Here is a 25,172-nt window from a genome sequence, read left to right on the forward strand (position 1 = left end):
GGCACAGAGTGCCACCGGGCCGCTTCCTTTCGGCGGGGGAGTGCCCCTGGTGCCCTAGCGGGCGCCGATCTCGTCGGTCAGCTGCGGCAGGACCTCGAAGAGGTCGCCGACCACGCCGTAGTCCACCAGATCGAAGATCGGGGCCTCCGCGTCCTTGTTGACGGCCACGATCGTCTTCGACGTCTGCATGCCCGCCCGGTGCTGGATCGCGCCGGAGATGCCCGCCGCGATGTACAGCTGCGGCGAGACCTGCTTGCCGGTCTGGCCCACCTGGTTGGAGTGCGGGTACCAGCCGGCGTCGACCGCGGCGCGCGAGGCGCCGACCGCCGCGCCCAGGGAGTCCGCGAGCTTCTCGACGACCGCGAAGCCCTCGGCCGCGCCGACACCGCGACCGCCGGAGACCACGATCGCGGACTCGGTCAGCTCGGGGCGGCCGGTGGAGACGCGCGGAGTGCGCGAGACGACAGTGGCGGCGTTGCCGGTGAAGGCGACGGTGACGTTCTCGACCGTACCGGCGGCCGGAGCGGCCTCCGGGGCGGCGGAGTTGGGCTTGACGGTGATGACCGGCACGCCGTGCGAGACCCGCGACTTCACCGAGTACGAGGCGGCGAAGACGGACTGGGTCGCGACCGGGCCCTCGTCACCGGCCTCCAGCTCCACGGCGTCGGTGATCAGACCCGAGCCGAGGCGCAGGGCGACGCGCGCGGCGATCTCCTTGCCCTCGCCCGAGGAGGTCACGAGGACGGCGGCGACGCCCTTGTCCTTCGCGAGCTGGGTGAGCGCGTCGACCTTCGGCACGACGAGCTGCTCGGTGAACTCGGCGCCGTCCGCGACGTACACGGTCGCGGCGCCGTACTCGCCGGCGGTGGCGGCGATCGACGCGGCGGCCTCGCCGGCGCCGAGCACGACGGCCGTCGGCTCGCCGATCCGGCGGGCCAGCGTGAGCAGTTCGAGCGCCGGCTTGCGGACCGCACCGTCGGCGTGGTCCACGAGAACCAGGATCTCAGCCATGATTCCTTGCTCCTGAACGATAGTGACGGTGGATCAGATGAACTTCTGGGTGGACAGGAACGCGGCGAGCTGCTTGCCGCCGTCGCCCTCGTCGGTGACGATCGTGCCCGCGGTACGCGCCGGGCGCGCGGCGGCCGACTCGACCAGGGTCCAGGACCCGGCGAGGCCGACCTCGTCGGCGTCGATGCCGAGGTCGTCCAGGTCCAGTTCCTCGACCGGCTTCTTCTTGGCGGCCATGATCCCCTTGAAGGAGGGGTAACGGGCCTCGCCGGACTGGTCGGTGACCGAGACGACGGCGGGCAGCGGGGCCTCGATGAGCTCGGTGGCGGCGTCGCCGTCCCGGCGGCCCTTGACAAGTGTGCCCTCTACCGAGACCTCGGAGAGCAGGGTGACCTGGGGCAGGCTCAGCCGCTCGGCGAGCAGCGCAGGCAGCACGCCCATCGTGCCGTCCGTCGACGCCATGCCGCAGATGACCAGGTCGAAACCGGTCTTCTCCAGGGCCTTGGCGAGGATGGCGGAGGTGCCGATGACGTCGGTGCCGTGGATGTCGTCGTCGTTGACGTGGACGGCCTTGTCGGCGCCCATCGACAGCGCCTTGCGCAGCGCGTCCTTGGCGTCGTCCGGGCCGACGGTGACGACGGTGACCTCGGCGTCGTCGGACTCCTCGGAGATGCGCAGCGCCTGCTCGACGGCGTACTCGTCCAGCTCCGAGAGCAGCCCGTCGACCTCGTCGCGGTCGACGGTCAGGTCGTCGGCGAAACCGCGGTCACCGGTCGCGTCGGGAACGTACTTCACACAGACAGCGATCCTCAGGGTCACGGCCTGGCTCCTTTCAAGTGGCAGGTGCTTACGGGAGGTTGCGGGCCATGACGATGCGCTGGACCTGGTTGGTGCCCTCGTAGATCTGGGTGATCTTGGCGTCGCGCATCATGCGCTCGACGGGGTAGTCACGGGTGTAGCCGTAGCCGCCGAGGAGCTGGACGGCGTCGGTGGTGACCTCCATCGCGACGTCGGAGGCGAAGCACTTCGCGGCCGCGCCGAAGAACGTCAGGTCGCCCTCCACGCGCTCGCTCTTCGCGGCGGCGGCGTAGGTGAGCTGGCGGGCGGCCTCGAGCTTCATCGCCATGTCGGCGAGCATGAACTGCACGCCCTGGAAGTCGGCGATCGGCTTGCCGAACTGCTTGCGCTCCTTGACGTAGCCCTTGGCGTAGTCGAGCGCGCCCTGCGCGATGCCGAGGGCCTGCGCGGCGATGGTGATACGGGTGTGGTCCAGGGTCTTCATCGCGGTGGCGAACCCGGTGCCCTCCGCGCCGATCATCCGCGAGGCGGGGATGCGGACGTTGTCGAGGTAGACCTCGCGGGTCGGGGAGCCCTTGATGCCGAGCTTCTTCTCCGGCGCGCCGAAGGAGACGCCCTCGTCGCCCTTCTCCACCACGAACGCGGAGATGCCCTTGGAGCGCTTCTCGGGGTCGGTGACGGCCATCACCGTGTAGAACTCCGACTCGCCGGCGTTGGTGATCCAGCGCTTCACGCCGTTGAGGACCCAGGTGTCGCCGTCACGGACCGCGCGGGTCTTCATCCCGGCCGCGTCCGAACCGGCGTCCGGCTCCGACAGGCAGTAGGAGAACATCCCCTCGCCGCGCGCCAGCGGGCCGAGGTAGGTCTTCTTCAGCTCCTCCGAACCCGACAGGATCACCGGCAGGGAGCCCAGCTTGTTGACCGCGGGGATCAGCGAGGACGAGCCGCACGCGCGGGCGACCTCCTCGATCACGATCACGGTCGCCAGCGCGTCCGCGCCCGCACCCCCGTACGTCTCCGGCACGTGCACCGCGTGCAGGTCCGCAGCGACGAGGGCCTCCAGCGCCTCGCGCGGGAACCGGGCCTCCTCGTCGACCGCGGCGGCGAACGGCGTGATCTTCGCCTCCGCCAGCGCGCGGACCGTCTCCCGGAGCATCTCGTGCTCCTCCGACAGGCGATACAGGTCGAAGTCCTTGCCCATGATGGTGAGCTCCCCTAAGGCTTGTGGCACTGAGTACCCTCAGCAAAACACACTCAGTGCCATGGGCGCCAGTGGCCAGGGGAGCGACGGGCCTCAGGTGCGGTCGATGTGCACGCTGGTCGACTTCACGCGGGCGGTGGCCTGCATGCCGACTTCCAGTCCGAGTTCCTCCACGGCCTCGCGGGTGAGGAGGGAGACGAGGCGGTGCGGGCCGGCCTGGATGGTGACCTGGGCCGCGATGTCGCCGAGCTTGATCGCCGTGACGATGCCCGGGAAGGCGTTCCGCGCCGAGGTGTAGGACGCGTCGTCCTCGCCCCCGCCCTGGGCGAGCTCCACGGAGAAGGCGGCCAGGTCGCGGCCGTCGATCAGCCGGCGGCCGCTGTCGTCGCGGAGGGTCGGGACGCGGCCGGCGTCGGCCCAGCGTCGCGCGGTGTCGGGGCTCACGCCCAGAAGACGGGCTGCCTGCCCGATCGTGTAGGACTGCATGGGCGACACCGTAGAGCGCTTTACACCGCCCCGTCGGCCGGCGGCCGGCACGTGCCGACCCAGATCCGCTTCACGGCGCTCACGTACCGCGCGCCGCAGCGGTCGGAGGGGACGACGAGCTGGGTGCCCGCCTCGTCGAGATCGGCGTCGTCCATCCGCGTCGCGAGGAGCATGGGCGCGTCGCCGAAGTCCGCGTCGATCTCCGCCCAGGACAGCACCGTGTGATGGCCGTCGCCCCCGCTCACCGCGAGCAGGAAGCGTGATCGGTCCTTGCGTCGCGCCGGGTCGAAGCCGGGCCGGGTGCCGCTCACCACCTCGCGCAGCAGGGGCCCCTCGAAGGTGTGGTGCCGTGCCCCGTCGGTCGCGCAGTCGAAGACGACCTCGGCCCGGTGTTGCTCCCAGCCCCGGCGCAGGTCCGCGACGGTCAGCGTGACCGGGCGGGCCACCTCTCCGTAGAGGTCGAAGGACCCGGTACTGCTCATCGGCTTCCCCTTCAGGACGTCGGGACGGGCGGTGCGGAGGCCGCGGTGACTGCGCCCACTGGTACCCGGCCCTCCGGCCCGTGAACCGCGTCTGCTATGCGAATACGGTCCTTTCTCGTGCGATTGTGAGGTTGATACGAGACGGACTCACGCATCTTCCAGGTTCATGCACCAAGACCCCGGTGGTGGATCGCCCGCCACACGCGGTCCCGGGTGACCGGCAGTTCGGTGAAGCGGATGCCGGTGGCGTCGCGCAGCGCGTTGGCGAGGGCCGGGGCGACCGGGTTGAACGGGCTCTCGCTCATCGACTTGGCGCCCAGGGGCCCGATCGCGTCCGTCGTCTCGGTGAAGTGGACCTCGGTGCGCGGGACGTCGGCGTACTGCGGCAGCCGGTACCGGCGGAACGCCGCCGTGGTCACCTCGCCCCGCTCGTCGACCCGGACGTTCTCGAAGAGGGTCGCGCCCAGCGCCTGGGCGACACCGCCCTCCACCTGGCCCCGGCACTGCATCGGGTTCATCACCTTGCCCGCGTCGGCGGAGTGGACGCTGCGCAGGATGCGGATCTCGCCCGTCCCCGGGTCGACGGCGATCCGGAACCACTGGGCGTTGAACGCGACCGACCGCGGGGACCCGCCCCAGTGGCCGTCCGCCCGGATCTCCTCGACGGCGCCGCTCGCGTGCGCCGCCTCGTACAGCTCCTTGAGCGTCACCGTCCGGCCCGCGCAGTCGAAGGCCTCCGCCCCGAGCACGCACAGGTGCCGGGCCACGCCCGTGTGCCGGGCGGCGAACGTCCGCAGCCGCTCGGCCAGGGAGTTCGCGGCCAGCAGGACCGCCTTCCCGGCGACGACCGTGCCGGCCGAGCCGAAGGCGCCCGTGTCGTGCCGTACGACGTCGGTGTCGGACTGCCGGATCGTGACGCGGTCCTCGGTGGTGTTCAGGGCTCCGGCGGTGATCTGCTGGTGGACGGTGGTCGTGCCGTTGCCGAACTCGGCCGTGCCGACGGCGACGTCGTACGCACCGTCCGGCAGCAGCGAGACGCGGGCGTCGGCGTAGTGCCCTCCCGGCGGCCCGGTCGCGATCATCGCCATCCCCGTCCCCTGCCCCACGAGCCACCCCTCGGGCGCCTCGCGGTCGCTGGTGTCCTCGGCGAGGGCCGCGCGGACGACCGCCAGGCACTGGTCGAGCCCGTACGAGGCGATGTGCAGGTCCTCCTCCTCGCCGATCGGGCTGTGCATGCCCTCGCCGGGGCCGATGATGTTCTTCTCCCGGAAGGCCAGCGGGTCCATGCCGAGCAGCCGGGCCAGCTCGTCCATCACCGACTCCACGGCGAACGTGACCTGGCCGAGGCCGTACCCCCGGAAGGCGCCCGCCGGGACGACGTTCGTGTACACGGAGTACGCGTCGACCTTCTTGTGCGGGGCGCGGTAGACGGCGAACGACTCGCCCACGCTGTGGAACATGACGGCCGGGCCGTGGTTCCCGTACGCGCCCGTGTTGGACACGACCCGCATCTGTACGGCGGTCAGCGTGCCGTCGGCGCGCGCCCCGACCTTGATACGGATGGTGAAGGGGTGGCGCGTGGTCGCGCCGTAGAACTGCTCGGCCCGCGTGTACTCCAGCTTCACCGGCCGGCGCAGCTTCAGCGCGGCCAGCGCGACGATGTCCTCCGTCAGCATCTCCTGCTTGCCGCCGAAGCCGCCGCCCACCCGGCCCGCGACGACCCGGACCTCGTCCTCGGGCAGGCCGTACAGGGCGCAGAGGGCGCGGCGCGTCAGGAACGGGGTCTGCGTGGAGGAGCGGACGGTGAGCCGCTCACCCGTGCCGTCCTCCTTCGGCTCGAAGTACGCGACACAGCCGTGGGTTTCCAGACTGGCGTGCTGGACGCGCTGGGTGCGGAAGGTCTCCTCGTACACGACGTCCGCCTCCGCGAACCCCGCCCCGACGTCGCCGATCTCGCCGTGCACCTCGCCCGCCACGTTCTCGGCGGCCCGCGCGATCCGCGCCTCGGGCCCCTTGTCGCCGTGCAGCGCGGGCGCGCCGGGCGCCATCGCGGCCTCGGGGTCGGTGACGTACGGGAGTTGCTCGTACACCACCTCGATCCGCCGGCAGCCCTCCTCTGCCGCCTGCTCGCTGTCGGCGACGACGGCCGCGACCCGCTGCCCGACGAACCGCACGGTGTCGTCGAGGACGCGGGTGTCGTCGGGGTCCTCGGTGGGGTGCTCGTGCCGGGCGCTGGAGTACAGCGTGGCCGGGGCGTCCTCGTGGGTGAGGACGGCGTGGACACCGGGGACGCGCAGCGCGGCGGAGGTGTCGAGGGAGACGATCCGGGCGTGCGGGTGCGGGGAGCGCAGCAGCTTCATGTGCAGCAGCCCGGGGACCTCGACGTCGAAGGTGTAGCGGGCCGTGCCGGTGACGACCAGCGGCCCGGCGGGCGCGCCGAGGTTCTTCCCCACCGCCTTCCCCGCGCACGGGCGTTCGGTGTGCCGCACACCGCGCACGGCGTCCTCGATGGCCCGATAGCCCGTGCAGCGGCAGATGTTGCCCTTGAAGGCGCGGGGCAGGTCGGTGAGCTGATCCTCGTCCAGGGCTGCGGTGGTCATCAGGAACCCGGCGGTGCAGAAGCCGCACTGAAAGCCTTGCGCGTCGAGGAACTGCCGCTGCACCGGGTGGAGTTCGCCCTCGGGTGAGGCGAGGCCCTCGACGGTGGTGACGGCCCGTCCCTCGGCCCGAACTGCGGGGTAGAGGCAACTGTGCACGGGCTCCCCGTCGACGTGGACCGTGCACGCGCCGCAGTCGCCCGCGTCGCACCCCTTCTTCACCCCGAACCAGCCGCGCTCGCGGAGATAGGTGCGCAGGCACTGGCCCGGCCGTGGCTCCTCGTCGAAGGTGCGCCGGTTGATCTCGATCTCGTACGTCATCGGTCCCCCTCCGGGAGCGGCGGTGCGGTGGTCGGGGCCGCCAGGTCGCGGCGGACCTCCTCGGCGAGGCGGAAGCCCATGTGCCGCCGCCACTCGGGCAGTCCGTGGATGTCGTCGAACCAGTCCTCCGCGCCGACGGCGCCCTGGACCGCCCGGCGCAGCTCCTCACGGTCCGGCGGCAGCGGGAACCAGAGGCGGAACGGCCGTACGGTCGCGGCGCTGATCGTCACCGCCAGCGAGCCGTCCACCGGGTCGAGCGCCCCGATGACCAGGGCGCCCGAGCGGCCGAGCCCGTAGAGCGAGGCCTGCCGGAACGCCGTACGGGAGGCCAGCGCGCGGGCCGGCAGGGTGACCGAGCGCAGCAGCTCGCCCTCGGCGAGGTCCTTGCGGCCCGCGCCGGTGACGAAGTCCGCGACCTTCACCCGGCGCACCGTCCCGGCCTGCGACTGGAGCAGGCACTCCCCGTCGAGCGCGGCGGTGAGCGAGATCATCGGTCCGGCCGGCAGCGCGTTGCACAGGTTCCCGCCGACGGTCGCCATGTTCCAGATCTTGAACGAGGCGAGGAACGCCCGGCAGCACTGCTCGATCAGCGGAGCCGCCCGCGCGCCGAACGACCGGCCGAAACGGGATAGTTGGGCGATCGTGCACGTCGCCGCGATCTCCAGCGAGCCGTCCGTCCTGAGTGTGAGCGGCTCCCAGCCCATGCGGCTCAGATCGACGAGCCGGCGCAGGTGCGGCTGCGGCTCGGAGAACAGGTACGTACCCCCGCCCAGCCACGCGTCCCCCGCCCGCCAGGGCTCGCGCCGCCGGGCGTCGCGCACCTCGGTCACGGTGTTCAGGTCCATGTCTCCCCAGCCGCTCGGCCACTCCTTCCAGGCCAGTGAAGCCCGCGAGGAAGGCTGAAAACGACTGGTGCGCCACACGGAAAGGGTTCCGTGTGGCGCACAGGGTCCTGGATGATCGACCTACATCGAACTCCGTCGACTCACATCGTTCTACTTGGTGCCGAGCCCGGCGTCGCTGATCTCCGGCTTGCCCGCGGCCTTGAGGATCTTGTTCAGGGGCCGCAGGTCGTAGATGCCGTCGAGGTCGGGCTGCTTGAGGAGTCCGGCCTTGACGGCGTGGTCGGCCTGCGCCTGGAGGGTCGTGGCGAGCGGGTCGTCGGTGAACTGGATGGAGGGCCAGGCGGCGTCGATGACCTTGGCGCCGAGCGGCTTGCCCGTGAGCTCCTTCAGCTTGGCGTTGGCGGATTCCTTCGCCTTGTCGGGGTTGGCGTTGATCCACTCGTTGGTCTTGGTCGATCCCCGCAGGACCGCCTCGACGACGTCGGGGTGCTCGGTGAGGAACTTCTGGGACACGATGATGTTCGTGATGACGAACTTCTTGTCGGGCCACAGGGTCGACTCGTCGAGGAGGACCTTGGCGCCCTCGCTGACCAGCTTGGAGGCGGTCGGCTCGGGGACCCAGGCGCCGTCGATGGAGCCGGACTTGTAGGCGTCGGGGGTGACCTTGTTGTCGGTGCGGACGACGGAGACGTCGCCCTTGCCGCTCTGGGCGTTGACCTTCCAGCCCTTCTCGGAGACCCAGTTGAGGAAGGCGACGTCCTGGGTGTTGCCGAGCTGCGGGGTCGCGATGCGCTTGCCCTTGATGTCGTCCAGGGTCTTGATCTTGGCCGGGTTGACGACCAGCTTCACGCCGCCTGAGGCGGAGCCGGCGATGATCCGGAGGTTCTTGCCCTTGGACTTGGTGTAGCCGTTGATCGAGGGGGAGGGGCCGATGAAGCCGATGTCGATGGAGTCGGCGTTCAGGGCCTCGATCTCGGAGGGGCCCGCGTTGAAGGTGGAGACCTTCAGCTGGGTGCCGCCGAGCTCCTTCTGGAGGATGCCTTCCTGGTCGCCCACCAGGGCGGTGGCGTGGGTCAGGTTCGGGAAGTAGCCGAGCCGGACCGTGTCCGCGGAGAGCTTCGCGCCCTCGGCGGCCACCTTCTTCTCGTCGGTCGTCGTGGTCTCGGAGCCGTAGCCGCACGAAGCGAGCAGAAGGGGGAGCGCCGCGATGACGGCGACGTTACGCAGGGTGGTGAGCGGTCTGGCGGCAGACACGGAGGTGTCCTCTCGGAAGCTGGGTGATCAGGAAGTGATCAGGAAGGTGCGTACAGGCGTGTACGGGCACGGCTGCGCGTGGTGAGTCCCAAGGGGTGGGCAGAGCGGTCCGTGGTGTGGACGGCGCCTCAGGCGGTGCGACAGATGGCGCTGGAGTGGCGGCCGAGGTCGATGTGACGGCGCGAGGTCAACAGGGGCGACACGCGGTTTTGCTTGCACACGTCGGCCACCCCCGCAGATCCCTAGTTCTCCTACCTGGTTGATAGGGATCGTGGCAGAAGGCGGCGAACACCCCAAGGGGGTGTTCATATGGCGGACGGCCTGGTCTCGACTGGTGAGATCGGAGGTGAATCAGGGGTGGTTCAGCGGTGGTTCAGGGGTTCGTCCAGGCGTCCGGGGCACTGGCCAACTCGGATACACCGGAAGGGAGTTCGGCCGCCGCGACGTCGGCGAGCGACACGCCTTCGAGGATCTCCCGCACATTGGACCGCAGCGCGACCCACAGGGGCAGCAGCGACTCGGCGGCGCCCGTGTACGACAGGTCCGGTGGGCGGACACCCCGTACCGAGACGAGCGGCCCCTCCACGACGCGTATGACGTCCGCGATGCTGATGGACTCCGCGGGCCTCGCCAGCCGGTACCCCCCGTTGCCGCCCCGGCGACTGACCACGAGGCCGCCCCGGCGCATGTCGTTCAGGATGCCTTCGAGGAACTTGTGGGGGATGTCCTGGGCGTCGGCGATGGCCTCCGTCTTGAGGGGCTCGTCGTCACGGGACGCGGCGAGCTGCAGCGCGGCACGTACCGCGTAGTCCGCCCTGGCTGAGATCCGCATGCCCGCCAGTATCCTCAGCCGCTCCTGAGCGCGGTGAGCCGGGTCCGGAGCCGTTGCAGCGGGGTCGGCGGCAGGGCGCGGGCGGCGCCGCGGGCGTAGTGGCGCTCGACGTAGAACTGGGCCGTGCTGAGCACGGTCGTGACCACGATGTACCAGACGGTGGCGACCATGAGCAGGGGGATGACCTGGTACGTCTGGTTGTAGACGAGCTGCACCGAGTACAGCAGGTCGTGCACCGCGAGCACGCTGACGATGCTCGTGCCCTTCAACGTGCCGATCAGCATGTTTCCCGCGGTCGGCACGATCGAGCGCATCGCCTGCGGGACGACGATCCGGAGCAGGGTGCGCCCTCTGCCGATGCCGAGGGCCTGTGCGGCCTCCGTCTGGCCGGCGTCCACCGACAGGATGCCGCCGCGCACCACCTCGGCGGCGTACGCGGCCTCGTGCAGGGTCAGCCCGATGACGGCGGTGAGCGTGGGGCCGAGCAGGTTCACGGTCTTGACGGTGAGGAGTTCCGGGCCGAAGGGGATGCCCAGGCCGAGCGTCGGGTACAGGGCGCCGATGTTGAACCAGAAGAGCAGCTGGACCAGTAGCGGGGTGGACCGGAAGATCCATACGAAGCCCCAACTCAGGCTGGACAGAACCAGGTTGGAGGAGAGGCGCATCACGGCCAGCGGGGTGCCGAGGAGGAAGCCGAGCACCATCACGACGGCGGTCAGCCAGAGCGTGAGCAGCAGCCCGTCGAGCACGGCGGCCGTGGTGAAGTACTGGCCGACCACGTCCCACTGGAACGCGCGGTTGCGGACGACGGAGTTGACCACCATCGCGAAGGCCAGCAGCGCGGCGACGGCCGTCAGCCATCGCCCGACGCGCCGGCGCGGGACGATGCGCGGCAGATCGAGGTGCGGGTCGGGGGTGCCGCGGTCGGTGTCGGGGCCGGCGGGGCTGTCAGGGCTGCCGGGGTCGGCGGGGCCGTCGGCCTTCAGGGCTGTCGTGGGCGAGGAGGGCGCGGAGGACGCGGAGGGCGGGACCATCAGGAGGTCTCCTGGAGAGGGAGGCGCGGGTGGGTGGGCCTCGGGCACGACGTCATCACACGCGCCGCGTCCCTCAACGCGGCGGGGGCGGCGACCGCACGAGGCGGGCCGCTCCTGGCTCGATCGTAGGCGGCCGCCGCGCGTTTGTGTCAACCACGCAAACCTTTCGCCCAACTCGGGCCGCGAGCCCGGGCCATGGTTGACGAGAGTCGCGATGTGCTGCTGAATGGGTCGCATGGATGCCGATCAGCGCCTGGTCACCCGAGACCACATCGACTTCGGTCGTGTGTGGTCCGCCGCGTGTTGCGCCTGACGCGGCTGCGGGCCGTCCGACCGGCCCATTCCCTCCCTCGGTAACCCCGTCGCGGGCCGTTCTCCCACCTCGTCGCACCGCCGCCGCACGGCCTCGTACGGCCGGTCCCGCGTGACGTGACGTGACGCGCCGCCGCCGCAAGCACCACCACCGCACCACCTCGGCCGAGGCCCAGCCCCGGGCGTCATCACCCCCTGCACACCTCGCTGCTCACCTCCCTGCCCACCTCCCGCTTCCCACCCTGAAGCGCCGTCGCACCCGGCCGCCCCCAGGGCCGCTCCGGCGCGCCCGGGCGCCCCCGGGGGCGCGGCCACTGAGGACCTCAGGAAAGGCCATCTCCCATGCCAGTGGAGTTCCTTGGCATCGCCGCCACCCATGACGGCTCCGAGACCACCGCGCGCTCCGGCGGCGCGTTCGACAAGGAGTACACGCTCCGGCTCGCCCGGGCGCACGAGGACCACGGCTGGGACCGGGTCCTGTTCGCGTACGGCTCCGGAGCGCCGGATCCCGCGCCGGCCGCCGCGTACGTCGCGAGCAGACTCGACCGGCTGCAGATCCTGCTCGCGCACCGGCCGAACGTCTCGTACCCGACGTTCGCCGCGAAGACCTTCGCGACCCTCGACCAGATCAGCGGGGGCCGGCTGACCGTCCACTTCATCACCGGCGGCAGCGATCACGAGCAGGGCCGGGAGGGCGACACCCTCACCAAGGACGAGCGCTACGCCCGAACCCGTGAGTACATCCGGATCGTCAAGAAGATCTGGACCACGCACGAGCCCTTCGACCACGAGGGCGAGCACTACCGCTTCCACGACTTCGTCAGCGACGTCTTCCCCGTCCAACAGCCCAGGCCCGGCGTCTCGTTCGGCGGCTCCTCGCCCGCCGCTTACGAAGCCGGCGGCGCCGAGGCCGACATCTACTGCCTGTGGGGCGAGCCGCTCGCGGAGACCGCCGCGCAGATCGAGGCGGTCAAGGCCGCCGCGAAGGCAGCGGGACGTACGGACGTTCCGCGCATCCAGGTGGCGTTCCGCCCGATCATCGCTCCGACCGAGGAGCTGGCCTGGGAGAAGGCGCACCGCACGGTCGGCGCCATCCGCGCCCGGCGCGAGCAGGGCCTCGTACGGCACCACCGGGGCGACGCGCCACAGAACACCGGCTCGCAGCGGCTGATCGCGATCGCCGAGGCGGGGGAGCGGTACGACCGCGCGCTGTGGACCCCGACGGCCGCCGCGACCGGTGGCGCGGGCAACTCCAACGCCCTCGTCGGCACACCCGAGACGGTCGCCCAGGCGCTGCTCGACTACTACGACCTCGGCGTCGACATCCTCTCCGCCCGGGGCTACGACCTGCTGGGCGACGCGGTCGACTTCGGCCGGTTCGTGATCCCCATCGTCCGCGAGGAGGTCGCCAAGCGCGACGCCGAGCGGGCGGCGAAGGGCGAGAGCCTGCCGTCGGAGCGGACCCTCGCGGCGGTGCGGGCATGACGTACACCGCCGAGACCGCTCAATCACCGTCTGAGCTAGACGAATTGACGGCGATTCAGGTACCGGTCTCCGACCCCCGGGTGGAACCGCTGATCCGCGAACTGGGCGAGGAGTACAGCGCCCGCTACGGCAAGGACGCGCACACCGAGCTCTCCCGCTATCCGGACGAGGAGTTCACGGAGCCCCACGGCGGCGCGCTGATCCTGCTCCTGGAGGACGGCGTGCCGGTCGCGGGCGGCGCGTTCCGCCGGTACGACCCGGACACGGCGGAGCTGAAGCGGATCTGGACGCACTCCGCCCACCGGCGGCGCGGCCTCGCCCGCCGTGTCGTCGCCGAACTGGAGCGCGAGGCGCGCGAGCGCGGCTACCGGCGGATCTACCTCACCACCGGCCCGCGCCAGCCGGAGGCGCGCGGCCTCTACCTGGTCACCGGCTACACACCGCTCTTCGACACCGAGGCCGCCCCGGAGACCCTCGGCCTCCTGCCGTTCGAGAAGCACTTCACCGAGCACCTCACCCCACACCTCACCCACCAGCACCCGCTTGGAAAGGCCGCCGACCAGTGAACCTCCCCGCGATACGCGCCCTCGGTACCCGGCTGCGCGTCGCCGTCCCGCTCGCGCTGCTGCCGGTCCTCGCGCTGACTGCCTGCGGTTCCGGCTCCACGGCCGCCACCCCGGCGGGCGCGCAGGCGTCCGCCCCACCGGCCGACGACCCGGTCGCCGCCGTCCGCACGGTGGGCAAGGTCGCCGCCCTCCTCCCGGACGACGTACGGGCGGCGGGCACCCTGCGGGTCGGCAGCTCCGTCGGCTTCCCGCCCGGGGCGTACTACCCGAACGGCCCCGACAAGCCGCCCGCCGGCCAGGACATCGACCTCGCCGACGCGGTGGCCAAGGTCCTCGGCCTGAAGCTGGAGCGCCAGGACGCCTCCTTCGAGACGATCCTGCCCGCCCTCGGCAGCGGCAAGTACGACCTCGGAACCGGCAACTTCGGCGTCACCACCGAGCGCCTGAAGACCATCGACTTCGTCACGTACATCAACGACGGCCAGGGCTTCGCCGTGAAGAAGGGCAACACGGCGCTCGGCACGAAGGTCACCGACCTCACCCAGCTCTGCGGGCTGACCATCGGCACCGGAGCGGGCACCACCTTCGAGGCCACCCTCACCGCACGCAAGGGGGTCTGCGCGGAGGCCGGCAAGAAGCCGTACGACGTGAAGGTCTACGCGGAGAACGGCGCCACGCTCACCGCGCTCCAGCAGGGCCGGATCGACGTCGTCATGTCGACCATCAACGGGCTGCGCCACCAGGCCGCCCAGCCCGCCGCGCAGACCACCTTCCTGGGCGAGTTCCACCGCCTCGACGTCGGCTTCGCCTTCAAGAAGGGCTCCCCGCTCACGCCCGCCTTCCAGGCCGCCGTCAACGAGCTGATCAAGGACGGGACGTACGACCGGATCCTGAAGAAGTGGGGGACCACCGAGTCCGCGATCGAGACCTCGCGGATCAACCCGCCCGAACACAAGAAGAGTTGAGCAGGTCACCACGATGGGACTCACCACCGACCCCGCCCCCGCCGCGAGCGCCCCGCCCGCCGGCTCGGGCCCCCACGCCCCACCGGGCAGACCCGGCCGGCCCGACCCGGCCGCCCTCAGAGTCGTCCCCGTCCGCCACTACGCCCGCTGGGCGGCGGCCGTCGCCGTCGCCGTCCTGGTCGCCCAGTTCATCCACGGCCTCGCCACCAACCCGGTCTGGGAATGGAGCGTCTTCGGCGAGTACATCCTGTCCGAGACCATCGTCCAGGCCGTCTGGGTCACCCTCCAGCTCACCGCGTACGCCACCGTCCTCGGCTTCCTCCTCGGCACGGTCCTCGCCTTCATGCGGCTGTCGCACAGCCCGGTGCTTCAGACGGTGGCCTGGACGTACATCTGGATCTTCCGGTCCATCCCGATGATCGTCCAGCTGGTGTTCTGGTTCAATCTGAGCGCCCTGTACGAGCGGTTGGGCGTCGGCATCCCCTTCGGCCCGGTCTTCTGGTCCGTCGACAGCAACAGCCTGATCGGCACCATCGGCGCCGCCATCATCGGCCTGACGCTGCATCAGGCCGCGTACGCCGCCGAGATCGTCCGGGGCGGAGTCCTCGCCGTCGACCACGGGCAGCTGGAGGCCGCCGCCGCGCTCGGGATCCCCCGGCTGCGGCAGATCCGCCGGATCGTGCTGCCGCAGGCCATGCGCGCCATCCTGCCGACCGCCGGCAACGAGATCGTCGGGCTGCTCAAGGGCACCTCGGTGGTCTACGTGATGGCGATCGGCGAGCTGTTCTACCAGGTCCAGGTCATCTACGGCCGCAACGGGCGGGTGATCCCGCTGCTGCTCGTCGCCACCGCCTGGTACGTGGTCCTGACCACGGTCCTCACGGTCGCCCAGTACTACGTGGAGCGCCACTTCGCCCGGGGCGGCAGCCGCACCCCGCCGCCCACCCCGCTCCAGCGGGTCCGGCGCTTCCTCCGCGACCTGCGGACTGCGGCGGCCCGGCGCGACCTGCCCGTCACACCTCTGAAGCCCCTGAGTCCCCTGAAGTCCACGAACCCCTCGGAGCCTTTGGGAGGCAACCGATGAGCGAGGTGATGGTGGACGTCCACGGCGTCCACAAGAGTTTCGGCCCGCTGGAGGTGCTGCGCGGAGTCGACCTCCAGGTGCGGACCGGCGAGGTCACCGTGATCCTCGGCCCGTCAGGCTCGGGCAAGTCCACCCTCCTGCGGACGGTCAACCACCTGGAGAAGGTCAACCGCGGCTGGATCGCCATCGACGGCGAACTCATCGGCTACCGCCGCTCCGGCGACAAGCTGTACGAGCTGCGGGAGAAGGACGTGCTGCGGCAGCGCACCCACATCGGGTTCGTCTTCCAGAACTTCAACCTCTTCCCGCACCTGACCGTCCTCGGAAACCTCGTCGAGGCACCCGTCTCCGCCCTGCGCCGCCTCCGCAAGGAGGCCGAGGAGACCGCCCGGCGCCTGCTGGAACGGGTCGGCCTCGCCGACAAGGCCGACGCCTACCCGCGCCAGCTCTCCGGCGGCCAGCAGCAGCGGGTGGCGATCGCCCGCGCCCTGGCCCTCGAACCGAAGGTGCTCCTCTTCGACGAGCCGACCTCCGCCCTCGACCCCGAACTCGTCGGTGAAGTCCTCGACGTCATCAAGGACTTGGCGAGCAGCGGCACCACGATGATCGTCGTCACCCACGAGATCGGCTTCGCCCGCGAGGTCGCCGACACCGTGGTCTTCATGGACGGCGGTGTCGTCGTGGAGCAGGGCCCGCCCTCGGCCGTTCTCGACACCCCGCGCCACGAGCGCACCCGCGCCTTTCTCTCCAAGGTCCTCTGACCCCCTTCCGATCCCTGTTCACCCCCCTTCTCAAGGAGCACGACCGTGTCCACCACCTCGCTCACCCGCCGTACGTCCCTCTCCGCCGCGCTCGGCCTTGTCCTCACACTCGCCCTCACCGCCTGCGGCAACCCGTCCGACGGGGGCACGACGGAGGTCGCCGGAGCCTCGGGCACCACGACGAAGATCAACCTGAGCCCGGAGCAGAACCGCGTCACCACCGCCAAGGTCGACGCCATAGCCGCCAAGGTCCCGGAGAAGATCCGCCAGAGAGGCACCCTGGAGATCGTCGACTCCTCGGGCTCGGCGGCGCCACTGACCTTCTACGCGACCGACAACAAGACCGTCATCGGCGTCGAGACCGACATCGCCTCGCTCGTCGCGGACGTGCTCGGTCTGAAGCTCAAGATCAACACCGTCTCCTGGGAGAACATCTTCGTCGGCCTCGACAGCGCCAAGTACGACGTCGGCTTCAGCAACATCACCGTCACCGAGGAGCGCAAGGACAAGTACGACTTCGCGACCTACCGCAAGGACGACCTCGCCTTCGAGTCGAAGAAGGGCAGCGGTCTGAAGGTCGCGGGGCCCGCGGACTTGGCGGGCAAGAAGGTCGCGGTGAGCAGCGGGACCAACCAGGAGAAGCTGCTGGTGGAGTGGAGCAAGGAGAACGAGAAGGCCGGCCGGAAGCCGGTCGACATCGCCTACTACCAGAACGCCTCCGACACCTACCTCGCCCTCCAGTCCGGCCGTATCGACATCTTCCTCGGCCCCAACCCGACCGCCGCCTACCACGTGGCCAGCTCCGGGAAGACGGAGGTCGTGGGCACCTACTCCGGTGCGGGCGCCGCCCTCCAGGGCCTCATCGCGGCCACCACGAAGAAGGACAGCGGCCTCGTCGAGCCGCTGGCCGCCGCGCTCAACCAGGTCATCGAGAACGGCACGTACGCCGAGGTGCTGAAGCGCTGGGGGCTCACCGCCGAGGCCGTGACGCGCTCCGAGATCAACCCGGCCGGCCTGCCCCGGACCAACAAGTAGCAGCCCCACCCCACCTCTCCCCGAAGGGTCCGCCATGGCCACCGTCCTGTCCGTCTCCGGAAGCCCCTCCGCCACCTCACGCACCGCCCGGCTCCTGCGCCACCTGGACGCGCGCCTCACGGCCCAGGGCCACGAGGTCGTCCCGCTGGACGTCCGTACGCTGCCCGCCGAGGCGCTGCTCGGCGCCGACTTCAGCCATCCCGCGATCGTCGAGGCGACCGCGCTCTTCGCCCGCGCCGACGGCGTCGTCATCGGCACGCCCGTCTACAAGGCGGCCTACTCAGGCCTCCTGAAGTCCCTGCTCGACCTGCTCCCGCAGTACGCGCTCGCCGGCAAGACGGTGCTGCCGCTGGCGACCGGCGGGACGACCGCGCACGTCCTGGCGATCGACTACGCGCTCCGCCCGGTGCTCAGCTCCATGGGCGCCGCGCACATCGTCCAGGGCTGGTTCACGCTCGACAAGGACATAGCGGTCGCCGGCGACGGCACCCTGACCGTCGCGCCGGGCCCGGACCGGGCCCTCGCCCAGATCGTCGACCAGTTCTCCGAGGCCCTCGGCGGCCGTACGGCGGTACTGGCGGCGGCCGGTTGACGGCGGGCCCGCAGGCCTGCCCCGTACCGTCGCCCGCTCAGGAAGGCACCTCCGCCGTGTCCGCACCCCCGTCCACTTCCCGTCCCTCCGACCCTGATCCTGCCCCCGACCTCCATCCCCTCCACCTCGCCGTCGCGCTCGACGGCGCGGGCTGGCACCCGGCCGCCTGGCGCGAGCCGGGCGCCCGGCCCCACGAGCTGTTCACCCCCGGCCACTGGGCCGACCTCGTGGCGGAGGCCGAACGCGGCCTGCTCGACTTCGTGACCATCGAGGACGGGCTCGGGCCGCAGTCCTCGCACCCCACGGAGCCCGACGAGCGCACCGACCAGGTGCGCGGCCGGCTCGACGCGGTGCTGGTCGCCGCCCGGGTCGCGCCGCTGACCCGGCACATCGGTCTCGTGCCGACCGTGGTCGCGACCCACACCGAGCCCTTCCACGTGTCCAAGGCGATCGCCACCCTCGACTACGTCAGCAACGGCCGCGCCGGCCTGCGGATCCAGGTCTCGGGGCGGACCGGAGAGGCCGCGCACTTCGGCCGCCGCACGTTCCCGAAGCTCGGCGTCGAGGAGTACGACACCCCCGCGGGCGACGACCTCCTCACCGAGCTGTTCGACGAGGCCGCCGACCACGTCGAGGTGGTGCGCCGGCTCTGGGACAGCTGGGAGGACGACGCGGAGATCCGGGACGCCGCCACCGGGCGCTTCGTCGACCGCGACAGGCTCCACCCCATCGACTTCGAGGGCCGGTACTTCAGCGTCAGGGGCCCGTCCATCACGCCCCGCCCGCCGCAGGGCCAGCCCGTGGTGAGCGCCCTGGCGCACCTGAGCATCCCGTACGGGCTCGTCGGCCGCGCGGCGGACATCGGGTACGTCACCCCGCGCGACGCCGACCACGCCCGCGACATCGTCGCCGAGATCCGTACCGCCCAGAGCGCGGCCGGGCGCGCCGGGGACACCGTGCACGTCTTCGGCGACCTGGTCGTCTTCCTGGACGTCGAGCCGGGCGCGGCCGAGGCCCGCAAGGCGCGCCTGGACGCGCTCGCGGGCGAGGCCCACACGAGCGACGCCAGGATCTTCACGGGGACGCCCGCCGAACTCGCGGACCTGCTCCTGGAGTGGCGCGCGGCGGGCCTGACCGGCTTCCGGCTGCGCCCCGGCGTGCTCGCCCACGACCTGGAGCGGATCACCCGGGAGCTGGTGCCGGAACTCCAGCGCCGGGGCGTCTTCCGCTCCGCCTACGAGGCGGACACCCTGCGCGGGCTGCTCGGACTCGCCAGGCCGGCCAACCGCTACACCACCGCGCGAGCAGCAGGAGCCGTACGACGATGACCAGTTCGAGCAAGCCCCGTCAGTCCCGTGAGTCCCGTAAGCAGATCCATCTGGCCGCCCACTTCCCCGGCGTCAACAACACCACCGTATGGAGCGACCCGAGAGCCGGCAGCCACATCGAGTTCAGCTCGTTCGCCCACTTCGCCCGGACCGCCGAACGCGCCAAGTTCGACTTCCTCTTCCTCGCCGAGGGGCTGCGGCTGCGCGAACAGGGCGGTCAGATCTACGACTTGGACGTCGTCGGGCGGCCCGACACGTTCACCGTCCTGTCGGCGCTCGCCGCCGTCACCGAGCACCTCGGCCTGACCGGCACCATCAACTCCACCTTCAACGAGCCCTACGAGGTGGCCCGCCAGTTCGCGAGCCTCGACCACCTCTCCGGCGGGCGCGCCGCGTGGAACGTCGTCACCTCCTGGGACGCGTTCACCGGGGAGAACTTCCGGCGCGGCGGCTTCCTCCCGCAGGAGGAGCGCTACTCCCGGGCCCAGGAGTTCCTCGCTACCGCACGCGAGCTCTTCGACTCCTGGCACGGCGACGAGCTCGTCGCCGACCCCGAGGCCGGCATCTTCCTGAAGGACGCGGGGGCCGGAGCCTTCGCGCACCGGGGACGGCACTTCGACATCGCGGGCCGCTTCAACGTCCCGCGCTCCCCGCAGGGCCGGCCGGTCATCTTCCAGGCCGGTGACTCGGAGGAGGGGCGCGAGTTCGCCGCCGCCGACGCGGACGCGATCTTCAGCCGGCACAGCGGCCTCGACGCGGGGCGCGCCTTCTACGCCGACGTCAAGGGGCGCCTCGCCCGCCACGGACGTACCCATGACGAGCTGCTCATCCTGCCCGCCGCCACCTTCGTCCTCGGCGACACGGACGCCGAGGCGCGGGAGCTGGCCCACGAGGTGCGCCGGCAGCAGGTCAGCGGGCAGACGGCCCTCGCGTACCTGGAGCAGGTCTGGAACCGGGACCTGTCCGGCTACGACCCCGACGGCCCGCTCCCCGACATCGACCCGGATCCCGGCGAGCACACGGTCGTCCAGGGCCGGGCCAGTGTCCGGATGTTCCGCGATCCGCTCGCGGTCGCCCGGGAGTGGCGGGCCCGCGCGGAGGCGGAGAAGCTGTCGATCCGGGAGCTGGTCATCGAGACCACCGGCCGGCAGGCCTTCGTCGGCTCCCCGGCCACCGTCGCCGAGTCCATCGACTCCCTCGTCCAGGCGGACGCCGCCGACGGCTTCATCCTCGTCCCGCACCTGACTCCCGGCGGCCTGGACGCGTTCGCCGACACCGTCGTACCGCTGCTCCAGGAGCGCGGCGTCTTCCGCCACGAGTACACAGGCACCACCCTCCGCGACCATCTCGGCCTCGCCCATCCGGACGAACGCCGGGACCACCGCCCGGACGAGCGCCCGCACGCGGGCAACGGGCGGGCCGCGTCGTGAAGTTCCTCGCCATCACCCTCATCGTGCACGCCCCCGACCCGGTGACGGGCGTCAAGAAGCCCACGCGCGAGCGCTTCCGCGAGGTGATCGACAACGCGGTCCTCGCGGAGGAGCTCGGCTTCGACGGCTTCGGCGTCGGCGAGCGCCACGAGCGGCCGTTCATCTCCTCCTCGCCCCCGGTCGTCCTCAGCCACATCGCCGCGCGCACCTCCCGGATCCGGCTCTTCACCGCCGTCACCACGCTCAGCCTGCTCGACCCGGTGCGCGCGTACGAGGACTACGCGACCCTGGACCACCTCTCGGACGGCCGGCTCGACCTGATCATCGGCAAGGGCAACGGCACCGCCCAGCGCGAGCTGTTCCACGTGCCCCCCGAGGACCAGTGGGACCGCAACGCCGAGGGGTACGAGCTGTTCCGCCGGATCTGGCGCGAGGACCGGGTGACCGCCACCCCGCGCTTCCGGCCGGAGCTCGACGCCGCCGAGGTGTGGCCGAGGCCGCTCCAGCGCCCGGTCCGCGTCTGGCACGGCAGCGCGACCAGCGAGGAGTCCGTCGATCTCGCCGCCCGCTACGGGGACCCGCTCTTCTCCGCCAACGTCACGCACCCCATCGAGCCGTACGCCGCGCTCGTCCGCCACTACCGCGAGCGCTGGGAGCACCACGGCCACGACCCGGCCCACGCGGTCGTCGGCGCGGGGACGGCGGGCTTCCACACGGCGCGTACGTCACAGGAGGCGATCGCCGCGTACCGGCCGGTGTTCGAGGCGAACCTCGCGTTCCAGAAGCAGCTGGGCGTGGAGCCGGTGTTCCTGACCCTGGAGGACTTCGTCGAGCGCAGCTCGGCGCTCATCGGCAGCCCGCAGCAGGTGATCGAGAAGGTGCACCGGTACCACGAGCAGTTCGGGCACAGCGTGCTCCATCTCCAGGCGGACGCAGGTGGGTTGACTGAGGGTCAGCACCGGGCGTCGTTGGAGAGCTTCCAGTCCGACATCGCGCCGGTGCTGCGAAAGGAGATCCCCGACCCGCCGTTCCCGTGGGCCCCGGTCCTCGGCGCAGAGGCCTCCCCGACGCGTCCGGCAAGTCCCCGCACTCCCACCCAGACCCCCGCGCCCGCCGACCGCTGAGGAGCACCCGATCATGCCCGCCATCCCGCTCGGGGTCCTCGACCTCGTCCCGATATCGTCCGGCTCGACCGTCGCCGAGGCGCTCCGCAACAGCATCGACCTCGCCCAGCAGGCCGAGCGGTTCGGCTACGCCCGCTACTGGTTCGCCGAGCACCACCTCAACCCGGGCGTGGCCGGCGCCTCGCCCGCCGTCGTCCTCGCCCTGACGGCCGCCGCGACCTCCACGATCCGGATCGGTTCCGGGGCCGTGCTGCTCGGCCACCGTACGGCCCTGTCCACCGTCGAGGAGTTCGGCCTGATCGACGCCCTGCACCCCGGCCGCGTCGACCTGGGCCTCGGCCGCTCCGGCGGGCGCCCCTCGGGTCCGCCGCCCGGGTCCGCAGATACCGCCACGCCAGTTGCCGCCGGGCGTGCGCCCAACGGGCTCGCGATCCCGGCGCGGTTCTCCTTCGAGCACCTGATCGACTCGCCGCGCTTCCGCGTCCAGCACCAGCTCCTGCACCTGCCCGGCGCGCGCTCCCAGGAGTACGGCGAGCAGGTGGACGACATCCTGGCGCTGCTGCGCGGCGAGTACCGTTCGGCCGACGGGGTCGAGGCGCACGCCGTCCCCGGCGAGGGCGCAGAGGTGGAGGTCTGGATCCTCGGCAGCAGCGGCGGGGCGAGCGCCGAGGTCGCCGGTCGCAACGGGCTGCGCTTCGCCGCGAACTACCACGTCAGCCCGGCGACCGTACTGGAGGCGGCCGAGGGGTATCGCGCCGCGTTCAAGCCGTCCGAGGAGCTCGACAGGCCGTACGTCAGCGTCTCCGCGGACGTCGTCGTGGCCGAGGACGACGAGACCGCGCGCGAACTGGCCACCGGCTACGGCCTCTGGGTCCGCTCCATCCGCACCGGCGAGGGCGCCGTTCCCTTCCCGACCCCGGACGAGGCCCTCGACCACGACTGGACCGAGGCGGACCTGACGCTCGTCGCCGACCGCGTCGACACCCAGTTCGTCGGCACCGCCGCCCGGGTCGCCGACCAGCTGGAGCAGCTCCAGGAGGCCACGGGCGCGGACGAGCTCCTCGTCACGACGATCACGCATGACCACGCCGACCGGGTGCGTTCGTACCGGCTCCTCGCGGAGGAGTGGCACCGCCGCAGCGGCCGCTGAACCGGTCACCGGCCGTGCCGGAGGGCCCGCTTCTCCCCCGCCCACGGGGAGCGGAAGCGGGCCCTCCGGCGTGTGGCGGGACGGTCAGCCGGACGATTGGTAGGACGATCCTACGAAGAATGCCCTGACTGTTGACGCCTCCTTTGGCGAAAACTACGTTCTGTCTCGCGGAATTCAAGTTCCACTCTGTGGAAACTCCCTATGAGCTGCGAGGCCCGCTCGATGACTGCTGTGGAGGACCGGCCGCCCCGGACGGCCACCGGAGCCGCAAGCTCCGTTCTGTACACCTACGACCTGGCCCCCACGAAGAGGGAAGGGCGCCGCTGGGGCGCGTACAACGTCTTCACGCTCTGGGCCAACGACGTCCACAGCCTCGGGAACTACGCGTTCGCCATCGGCCTCTTCGCGCTCGGACTGAACGTGTGGGGCATCCTCGCCGCCTTCGTCCTCGCGTCGGTCCTGCTCTTCCTGCTGCTGACACTGTCCGGGTTCATGGGCCACAAGACGGGCGTCCCCTTCCCCGTCATGAGCCGCATCGCCTTCGGCATCAGGGGCGCGAAGATCCCGGCCGCCGTCCGCGGCATCGTCGCCATCGCCTGGTTCGGCATCCAGACCTACCTCGCCTCCGCCGTCCTCGGCGCCCTGCTCCTGGCGCTGTTCCCCGGACTGCGCGGCCTGGACACGAACTCCTTCCTCGGCCAGTCGACCCTCGGCTGGATCACCTTCCTGTCCCTGTGGGCGCTCCAACTCCTCATCGTCAGCTACGGGATGCAGATGATCCGGAGGTACATGGCCTTCGCCGCGCCCACCACCCTGATCACCATGTGCGCCCTCGCCGTCTGGATGTTCGTGCGCGCCGACGCCTCCATCTCCGTCTCGATCGACGAACCGCTCATCGGCGGCGCGATGTGGCTGCAGATCCTGCAGGCGGCGGCGCTGTGGGTGGTGATCTACGGGACGTTCGTACTGAACTTCTGCGACTTCACCCGGTCCGCCAAGAGCCGGAGCGCGATCGTGCGCGGCAATGTGATCGGCATCCCGGTGAACATGCTGTTCTTCGCCGTGATCGTGGTGGTCCTCAGCGGCGCCCAGTTCACGATCGACGGACACGTCATCACGAGCCCCACGGACATCGTCCGCACCATCCCGAACATGGCGCTCCTCGCGACGGCCTCGCTCGCCCTCATCGCCCTCACGGTCGCCGTGAACCTGCTGGCCAACTTCGTGGCGCCGATCTACGCCCTCATCGACCTGTTCCCGCGCCGGCTGAACTTCCGCCGCGCCGGAGTGGTGAGCGCGGTCATCGGCCTGGTCATCCTGCCGTGGAACCTCTACGACAGCCCGATCGTCGTGAACTACTTCCTCGGCGGGCTCGGCGCCCTGCTCGGACCGCTCTTCGGCGTGATCATGGCCGACTACTGGCTGCTGCGGAAGGCCCGGGTCAACGTGCCCGACCTCTACACCGAGGACCCGCGGGGCGAGTACCACTACCGCGGGGGCTTCAACCCCCGGGCCGTCGCCGCGTTCCTGCCCAGCGCCGGCATCGCCGTGATCGTCGCCCTGGTGCCCTTCTTCCACGCGGTCGCCGGCTTCTCCTGGTTCGTCGGCGCCATCCTCGCCGCCGTCGTGTACGCGCTGATCGCGGACCGTACCGCCCCGATCCGGGACGTGGACGGCGAGGCCATCGCCGTCGCCGCCGAATGACCCACCGAGCCGAGCAGAAGGTACGGAAGACACGCACCATGCGCATCCTTGTCGCCAACGTCAACACCACGCAGTCCATCACCGACTCCATCGGCGAACAGGCCGCGAGCGCCGCCTCGCCCGGCACCGAGATCGTCCCGCTGACCCCCGCCTTCGGAGCGGAGTCCGTCGAGGGCAACTACGAGAGCTACCTGGCCGCCATCGCCGTGATGGAGACCGTACGCGCCTACCCCGAACCCTTCGACGCCGTGATCCAGGCGGGCTACGGCGAGCACGGCCGCGAAGGCCTCCAGGAGCTGCTCGACGTCCCGGTGGTCGACATCACCGAGGCGGCCGCGAGCACCGCCCAGTTCCTGGGCCGCAGTTACTCCGTCGTCACCAGCCTCGACCGTACGGTCCCGCTCATCGAGGAGCGCCTCCACGCGGCCGGTCTCAGCGCGCGGTGCGCCTCGGTGCGGGCCAGCGGGCTCGCCGTACTGGACCTGGAGCGGGACGAGAAGGCGGCGGTCGACGCGATCGTCGAACAGGCCGCGCGGGCCGTGGAGGACGACCGGGCCGAGGTGATCTGCCTGGGGTGCGGCGGCATGTCCGGCCTCACCGAACGCGTCGTGGAACGCACGGGCGTCCCCGTCGTCGACGGGGTGAGCGCGGCCGTGACCATCGCGGAGTCCCTCGTCCGCCTCGGCCTGTCGACGTCGAAGGTCCGCACGTACGCGCAGCCGCGTCCGAAGCGGATCGTCAACTGGCCCCCGCGGTCGCGCTGACTCCGCTGACC

The 25,172-nt window shown here is 71.2% G+C and carries 24 protein-coding genes; 13 read left to right on the plus strand and 11 right to left on the minus strand.

Going from position 1 to position 25,172, the window contains the following annotated elements; translation table 11 throughout:
• Positions 1-54: 54 nt before the first annotated feature.
• The 11 genes from ACFWRO_RS32745 to ACFWRO_RS32795 form a co-directional block, all read right to left on the minus strand.
• On the minus strand, positions 55-1,011 hold the full coding sequence (locus tag ACFWRO_RS32745) for an electron transfer flavoprotein subunit alpha/FixB family protein (protein WP_384516899.1): 957 nt from the start codon (positions 1,009-1,011) through the stop codon (positions 55-57).
• A gap of 33 nt (positions 1,012-1,044) precedes the next feature.
• A complete protein-coding gene (locus ACFWRO_RS32750) occupies positions 1,045-1,830 on the minus strand; it encodes an electron transfer flavoprotein subunit beta/FixA family protein (RefSeq protein WP_384516901.1) in 786 nt (261 codons plus the stop codon).
• Positions 1,831-1,858: 28 nt separating this feature from the next.
• Positions 1,859-3,010, minus strand: coding sequence for an acyl-CoA dehydrogenase family protein (locus ACFWRO_RS32755; RefSeq protein ID WP_384517007.1), 1,152 nt, complete (start codon positions 3,008-3,010; stop codon positions 1,859-1,861).
• A gap of 93 nt (positions 3,011-3,103) precedes the next feature.
• Entirely contained in the window at positions 3,104-3,496 is a 393-nt protein-coding gene (locus tag ACFWRO_RS32760) for a helix-turn-helix transcriptional regulator (protein WP_362012479.1), read from the minus strand.
• Positions 3,497-3,516: 20 nt separating this feature from the next.
• Entirely contained in the window at positions 3,517-3,978 is a 462-nt protein-coding gene (locus tag ACFWRO_RS32765) for a molybdopterin-dependent oxidoreductase (RefSeq protein WP_384516904.1), read from the minus strand.
• 164 nt (positions 3,979-4,142) lie between these two features.
• Positions 4,143-6,896 (minus strand): molybdopterin-dependent oxidoreductase, encoded by a 2,754-nt coding sequence (locus ACFWRO_RS32770; protein ID WP_384516907.1) that lies wholly within the window; start codon positions 6,894-6,896, stop codon positions 4,143-4,145.
• A complete protein-coding gene (locus tag ACFWRO_RS32775) occupies positions 6,893-7,741 on the minus strand; it encodes an FAD binding domain-containing protein (RefSeq protein WP_384516909.1) in 849 nt (282 codons plus the stop codon). The genes ACFWRO_RS32770 and ACFWRO_RS32775 overlap by 4 nt, the downstream gene beginning before the upstream one ends.
• 150 nt (positions 7,742-7,891) lie before the next feature.
• Positions 7,892-8,995: an aliphatic sulfonate ABC transporter substrate-binding protein gene (locus tag ACFWRO_RS32780; RefSeq protein WP_384516912.1), complete on the minus strand. Its 1,104-nt coding sequence runs from the start codon at positions 8,993-8,995 to the stop codon at positions 7,892-7,894.
• Positions 8,996-9,123: 128 nt separating this feature from the next.
• Positions 9,124-9,225: a putative leader peptide gene (locus tag ACFWRO_RS32785; protein ID WP_384516914.1), complete on the minus strand. Its 102-nt coding sequence runs from the start codon at positions 9,223-9,225 to the stop codon at positions 9,124-9,126.
• Positions 9,226-9,368: 143 nt separating this feature from the next.
• The gene (locus ACFWRO_RS32790; protein WP_384516917.1) at positions 9,369-9,827 is read right to left on the minus strand and encodes an RrF2 family transcriptional regulator; all 459 of its coding nucleotides are present in this window, start codon (positions 9,825-9,827) and stop codon (positions 9,369-9,371) included.
• Between the two features lie 14 nt (positions 9,828-9,841).
• On the minus strand, positions 9,842-10,861 hold the full coding sequence (locus ACFWRO_RS32795; RefSeq protein WP_384516919.1) for an amino acid ABC transporter permease: 1,020 nt from the start codon (positions 10,859-10,861) through the stop codon (positions 9,842-9,844).
• Between the two features lie 654 nt (positions 10,862-11,515).
• Between ACFWRO_RS32795 and ACFWRO_RS32800 the strand changes: the two genes are divergently transcribed.
• From ACFWRO_RS32800 to ACFWRO_RS32860, 13 genes are all read left to right on the plus strand, one after another.
• On the plus strand, positions 11,516-12,658 hold the full coding sequence (locus ACFWRO_RS32800; RefSeq protein WP_384516921.1) for an LLM class flavin-dependent oxidoreductase: 1,143 nt from the start codon (positions 11,516-11,518) through the stop codon (positions 12,656-12,658).
• Positions 12,655-13,224, plus strand: coding sequence for a GNAT family N-acetyltransferase (locus ACFWRO_RS32805; RefSeq protein WP_384516923.1), 570 nt, complete (start codon positions 12,655-12,657; stop codon positions 13,222-13,224). Before ACFWRO_RS32800 ends, ACFWRO_RS32805 begins: the two co-directional genes overlap by 4 nt.
• Positions 13,221-14,189 carry an ABC transporter substrate-binding protein gene (locus ACFWRO_RS32810; protein ID WP_384516926.1) on the plus strand — a complete coding sequence of 323 codons (969 nt, stop codon included), beginning with the start codon at positions 13,221-13,223 and terminating at the stop codon, positions 14,187-14,189. Before ACFWRO_RS32805 ends, ACFWRO_RS32810 begins: the two co-directional genes overlap by 4 nt.
• 13 nt (positions 14,190-14,202) lie before the next feature.
• Positions 14,203-15,273, plus strand: coding sequence for an amino acid ABC transporter permease (locus tag ACFWRO_RS32815; protein ID WP_384516928.1), 1,071 nt, complete (start codon positions 14,203-14,205; stop codon positions 15,271-15,273).
• Complete coding sequence (locus ACFWRO_RS32820) at positions 15,270-16,034, plus strand: amino acid ABC transporter ATP-binding protein (RefSeq protein ID WP_384516931.1); 765 nt, start codon at positions 15,270-15,272, stop codon at positions 16,032-16,034. The genes ACFWRO_RS32815 and ACFWRO_RS32820 overlap by 4 nt, the downstream gene beginning before the upstream one ends.
• Before the next feature lie 45 nt (positions 16,035-16,079).
• On the plus strand, positions 16,080-17,069 hold the full coding sequence (locus tag ACFWRO_RS32825; protein ID WP_384516934.1) for a transporter substrate-binding domain-containing protein: 990 nt from the start codon (positions 16,080-16,082) through the stop codon (positions 17,067-17,069).
• Positions 17,070-17,103: 34 nt separating this feature from the next.
• Positions 17,104-17,661, plus strand: a complete 558-nt coding sequence (gene ssuE, locus ACFWRO_RS32830; protein WP_384516937.1) for an NADPH-dependent FMN reductase — start codon at positions 17,104-17,106, stop codon at positions 17,659-17,661.
• Between the two features lie 56 nt (positions 17,662-17,717).
• On the plus strand, positions 17,718-18,989 hold the full coding sequence (locus ACFWRO_RS32835; RefSeq protein WP_384516940.1) for an LLM class flavin-dependent oxidoreductase: 1,272 nt from the start codon (positions 17,718-17,720) through the stop codon (positions 18,987-18,989).
• Positions 18,986-20,419 carry an NtaA/DmoA family FMN-dependent monooxygenase gene (locus ACFWRO_RS32840; RefSeq protein WP_384516943.1) on the plus strand — a complete coding sequence of 478 codons (1,434 nt, stop codon included), beginning with the start codon at positions 18,986-18,988 and terminating at the stop codon, positions 20,417-20,419. Before ACFWRO_RS32835 ends, ACFWRO_RS32840 begins: the two co-directional genes overlap by 4 nt.
• Positions 20,416-21,543 (plus strand): LLM class flavin-dependent oxidoreductase, encoded by a 1,128-nt coding sequence (locus tag ACFWRO_RS32845; RefSeq protein ID WP_384516946.1) that lies wholly within the window; start codon positions 20,416-20,418, stop codon positions 21,541-21,543. Before ACFWRO_RS32840 ends, ACFWRO_RS32845 begins: the two co-directional genes overlap by 4 nt.
• A 13-nt stretch (positions 21,544-21,556) precedes the next feature.
• On the plus strand, positions 21,557-22,693 hold the full coding sequence (locus ACFWRO_RS32850; RefSeq protein ID WP_384516949.1) for an LLM class flavin-dependent oxidoreductase: 1,137 nt from the start codon (positions 21,557-21,559) through the stop codon (positions 22,691-22,693).
• Positions 22,694-22,915: 222 nt separating this feature from the next.
• Positions 22,916-24,397: an NCS1 family nucleobase:cation symporter-1 gene (locus ACFWRO_RS32855; protein ID WP_384516952.1), complete on the plus strand. Its 1,482-nt coding sequence runs from the start codon at positions 22,916-22,918 to the stop codon at positions 24,395-24,397.
• A gap of 38 nt (positions 24,398-24,435) precedes the next feature.
• The gene (locus ACFWRO_RS32860; RefSeq protein ID WP_384516955.1) at positions 24,436-25,161 is read left to right on the plus strand and encodes an aspartate/glutamate racemase family protein; all 726 of its coding nucleotides are present in this window, start codon (positions 24,436-24,438) and stop codon (positions 25,159-25,161) included.
• Positions 25,162-25,172: the final 11 nt, after the last annotated feature.

Source organism: Streptomyces sp. NPDC058579 (genome assembly GCF_042718575.1).
Taxonomy (GTDB): Bacteria; Actinomycetota; Actinomycetes; order Streptomycetales; family Streptomycetaceae; genus Streptomyces.

Bases quoted from the DNA above. Each gene is read 5' to 3' on its own strand.
- ACFWRO_RS32805 (WP_384516923.1), top strand. From the start codon at position 12,655: ATGACGTACACCGCCGAGACCGCTCAATCACCGTCTGAGCTAGACGAA.
- ssuE (WP_384516937.1), top strand. From the start codon at position 17,104: ATGGCCACCGTCCTGTCCGTCTCCGGAAGCCCCTCCGCCACCTCACGC.
- ACFWRO_RS32760 (WP_362012479.1), bottom strand. From the start codon at position 3,496: ATGCAGTCCTACACGATCGGGCAGGCAGCCCGTCTTCTGGGCGTGAGC.
- ACFWRO_RS32755 (WP_384517007.1), bottom strand. From the start codon at position 3,010: ATGGGCAAGGACTTCGACCTGTATCGCCTGTCGGAGGAGCACGAGATG.
- ACFWRO_RS32820 (WP_384516931.1), top strand. From the start codon at position 15,270: ATGAGCGAGGTGATGGTGGACGTCCACGGCGTCCACAAGAGTTTCGGC.
- ACFWRO_RS32815 (WP_384516928.1), top strand. From the start codon at position 14,203: ATGGGACTCACCACCGACCCCGCCCCCGCCGCGAGCGCCCCGCCCGCC.
- ACFWRO_RS32800 (WP_384516921.1), top strand. From the start codon at position 11,516: ATGCCAGTGGAGTTCCTTGGCATCGCCGCCACCCATGACGGCTCCGAG.
- ACFWRO_RS32745 (WP_384516899.1), bottom strand. From the start codon at position 1,011: ATGGCTGAGATCCTGGTTCTCGTGGACCACGCCGACGGTGCGGTCCGC.
- ACFWRO_RS32790 (WP_384516917.1), bottom strand. From the start codon at position 9,827: ATGCGGATCTCAGCCAGGGCGGACTACGCGGTACGTGCCGCGCTGCAG.
- ACFWRO_RS32770 (WP_384516907.1), bottom strand. From the start codon at position 6,896: ATGACGTACGAGATCGAGATCAACCGGCGCACCTTCGACGAGGAGCCA.
- ACFWRO_RS32795 (WP_384516919.1), bottom strand. From the start codon at position 10,861: ATGGTCCCGCCCTCCGCGTCCTCCGCGCCCTCCTCGCCCACGACAGCC.
- ACFWRO_RS32775 (WP_384516909.1), bottom strand. From the start codon at position 7,741: ATGGACCTGAACACCGTGACCGAGGTGCGCGACGCCCGGCGGCGCGAG.
- ACFWRO_RS32765 (WP_384516904.1), bottom strand. From the start codon at position 3,978: ATGAGCAGTACCGGGTCCTTCGACCTCTACGGAGAGGTGGCCCGCCCG.
- ACFWRO_RS32850 (WP_384516949.1), top strand. From the start codon at position 21,557: ATGCCCGCCATCCCGCTCGGGGTCCTCGACCTCGTCCCGATATCGTCC.
- ACFWRO_RS32860 (WP_384516955.1), top strand. From the start codon at position 24,436: ATGCGCATCCTTGTCGCCAACGTCAACACCACGCAGTCCATCACCGAC.
- ACFWRO_RS32855 (WP_384516952.1), top strand. From the start codon at position 22,916: ATGACTGCTGTGGAGGACCGGCCGCCCCGGACGGCCACCGGAGCCGCA.
- ACFWRO_RS32840 (WP_384516943.1), top strand. From the start codon at position 18,986: ATGACCAGTTCGAGCAAGCCCCGTCAGTCCCGTGAGTCCCGTAAGCAG.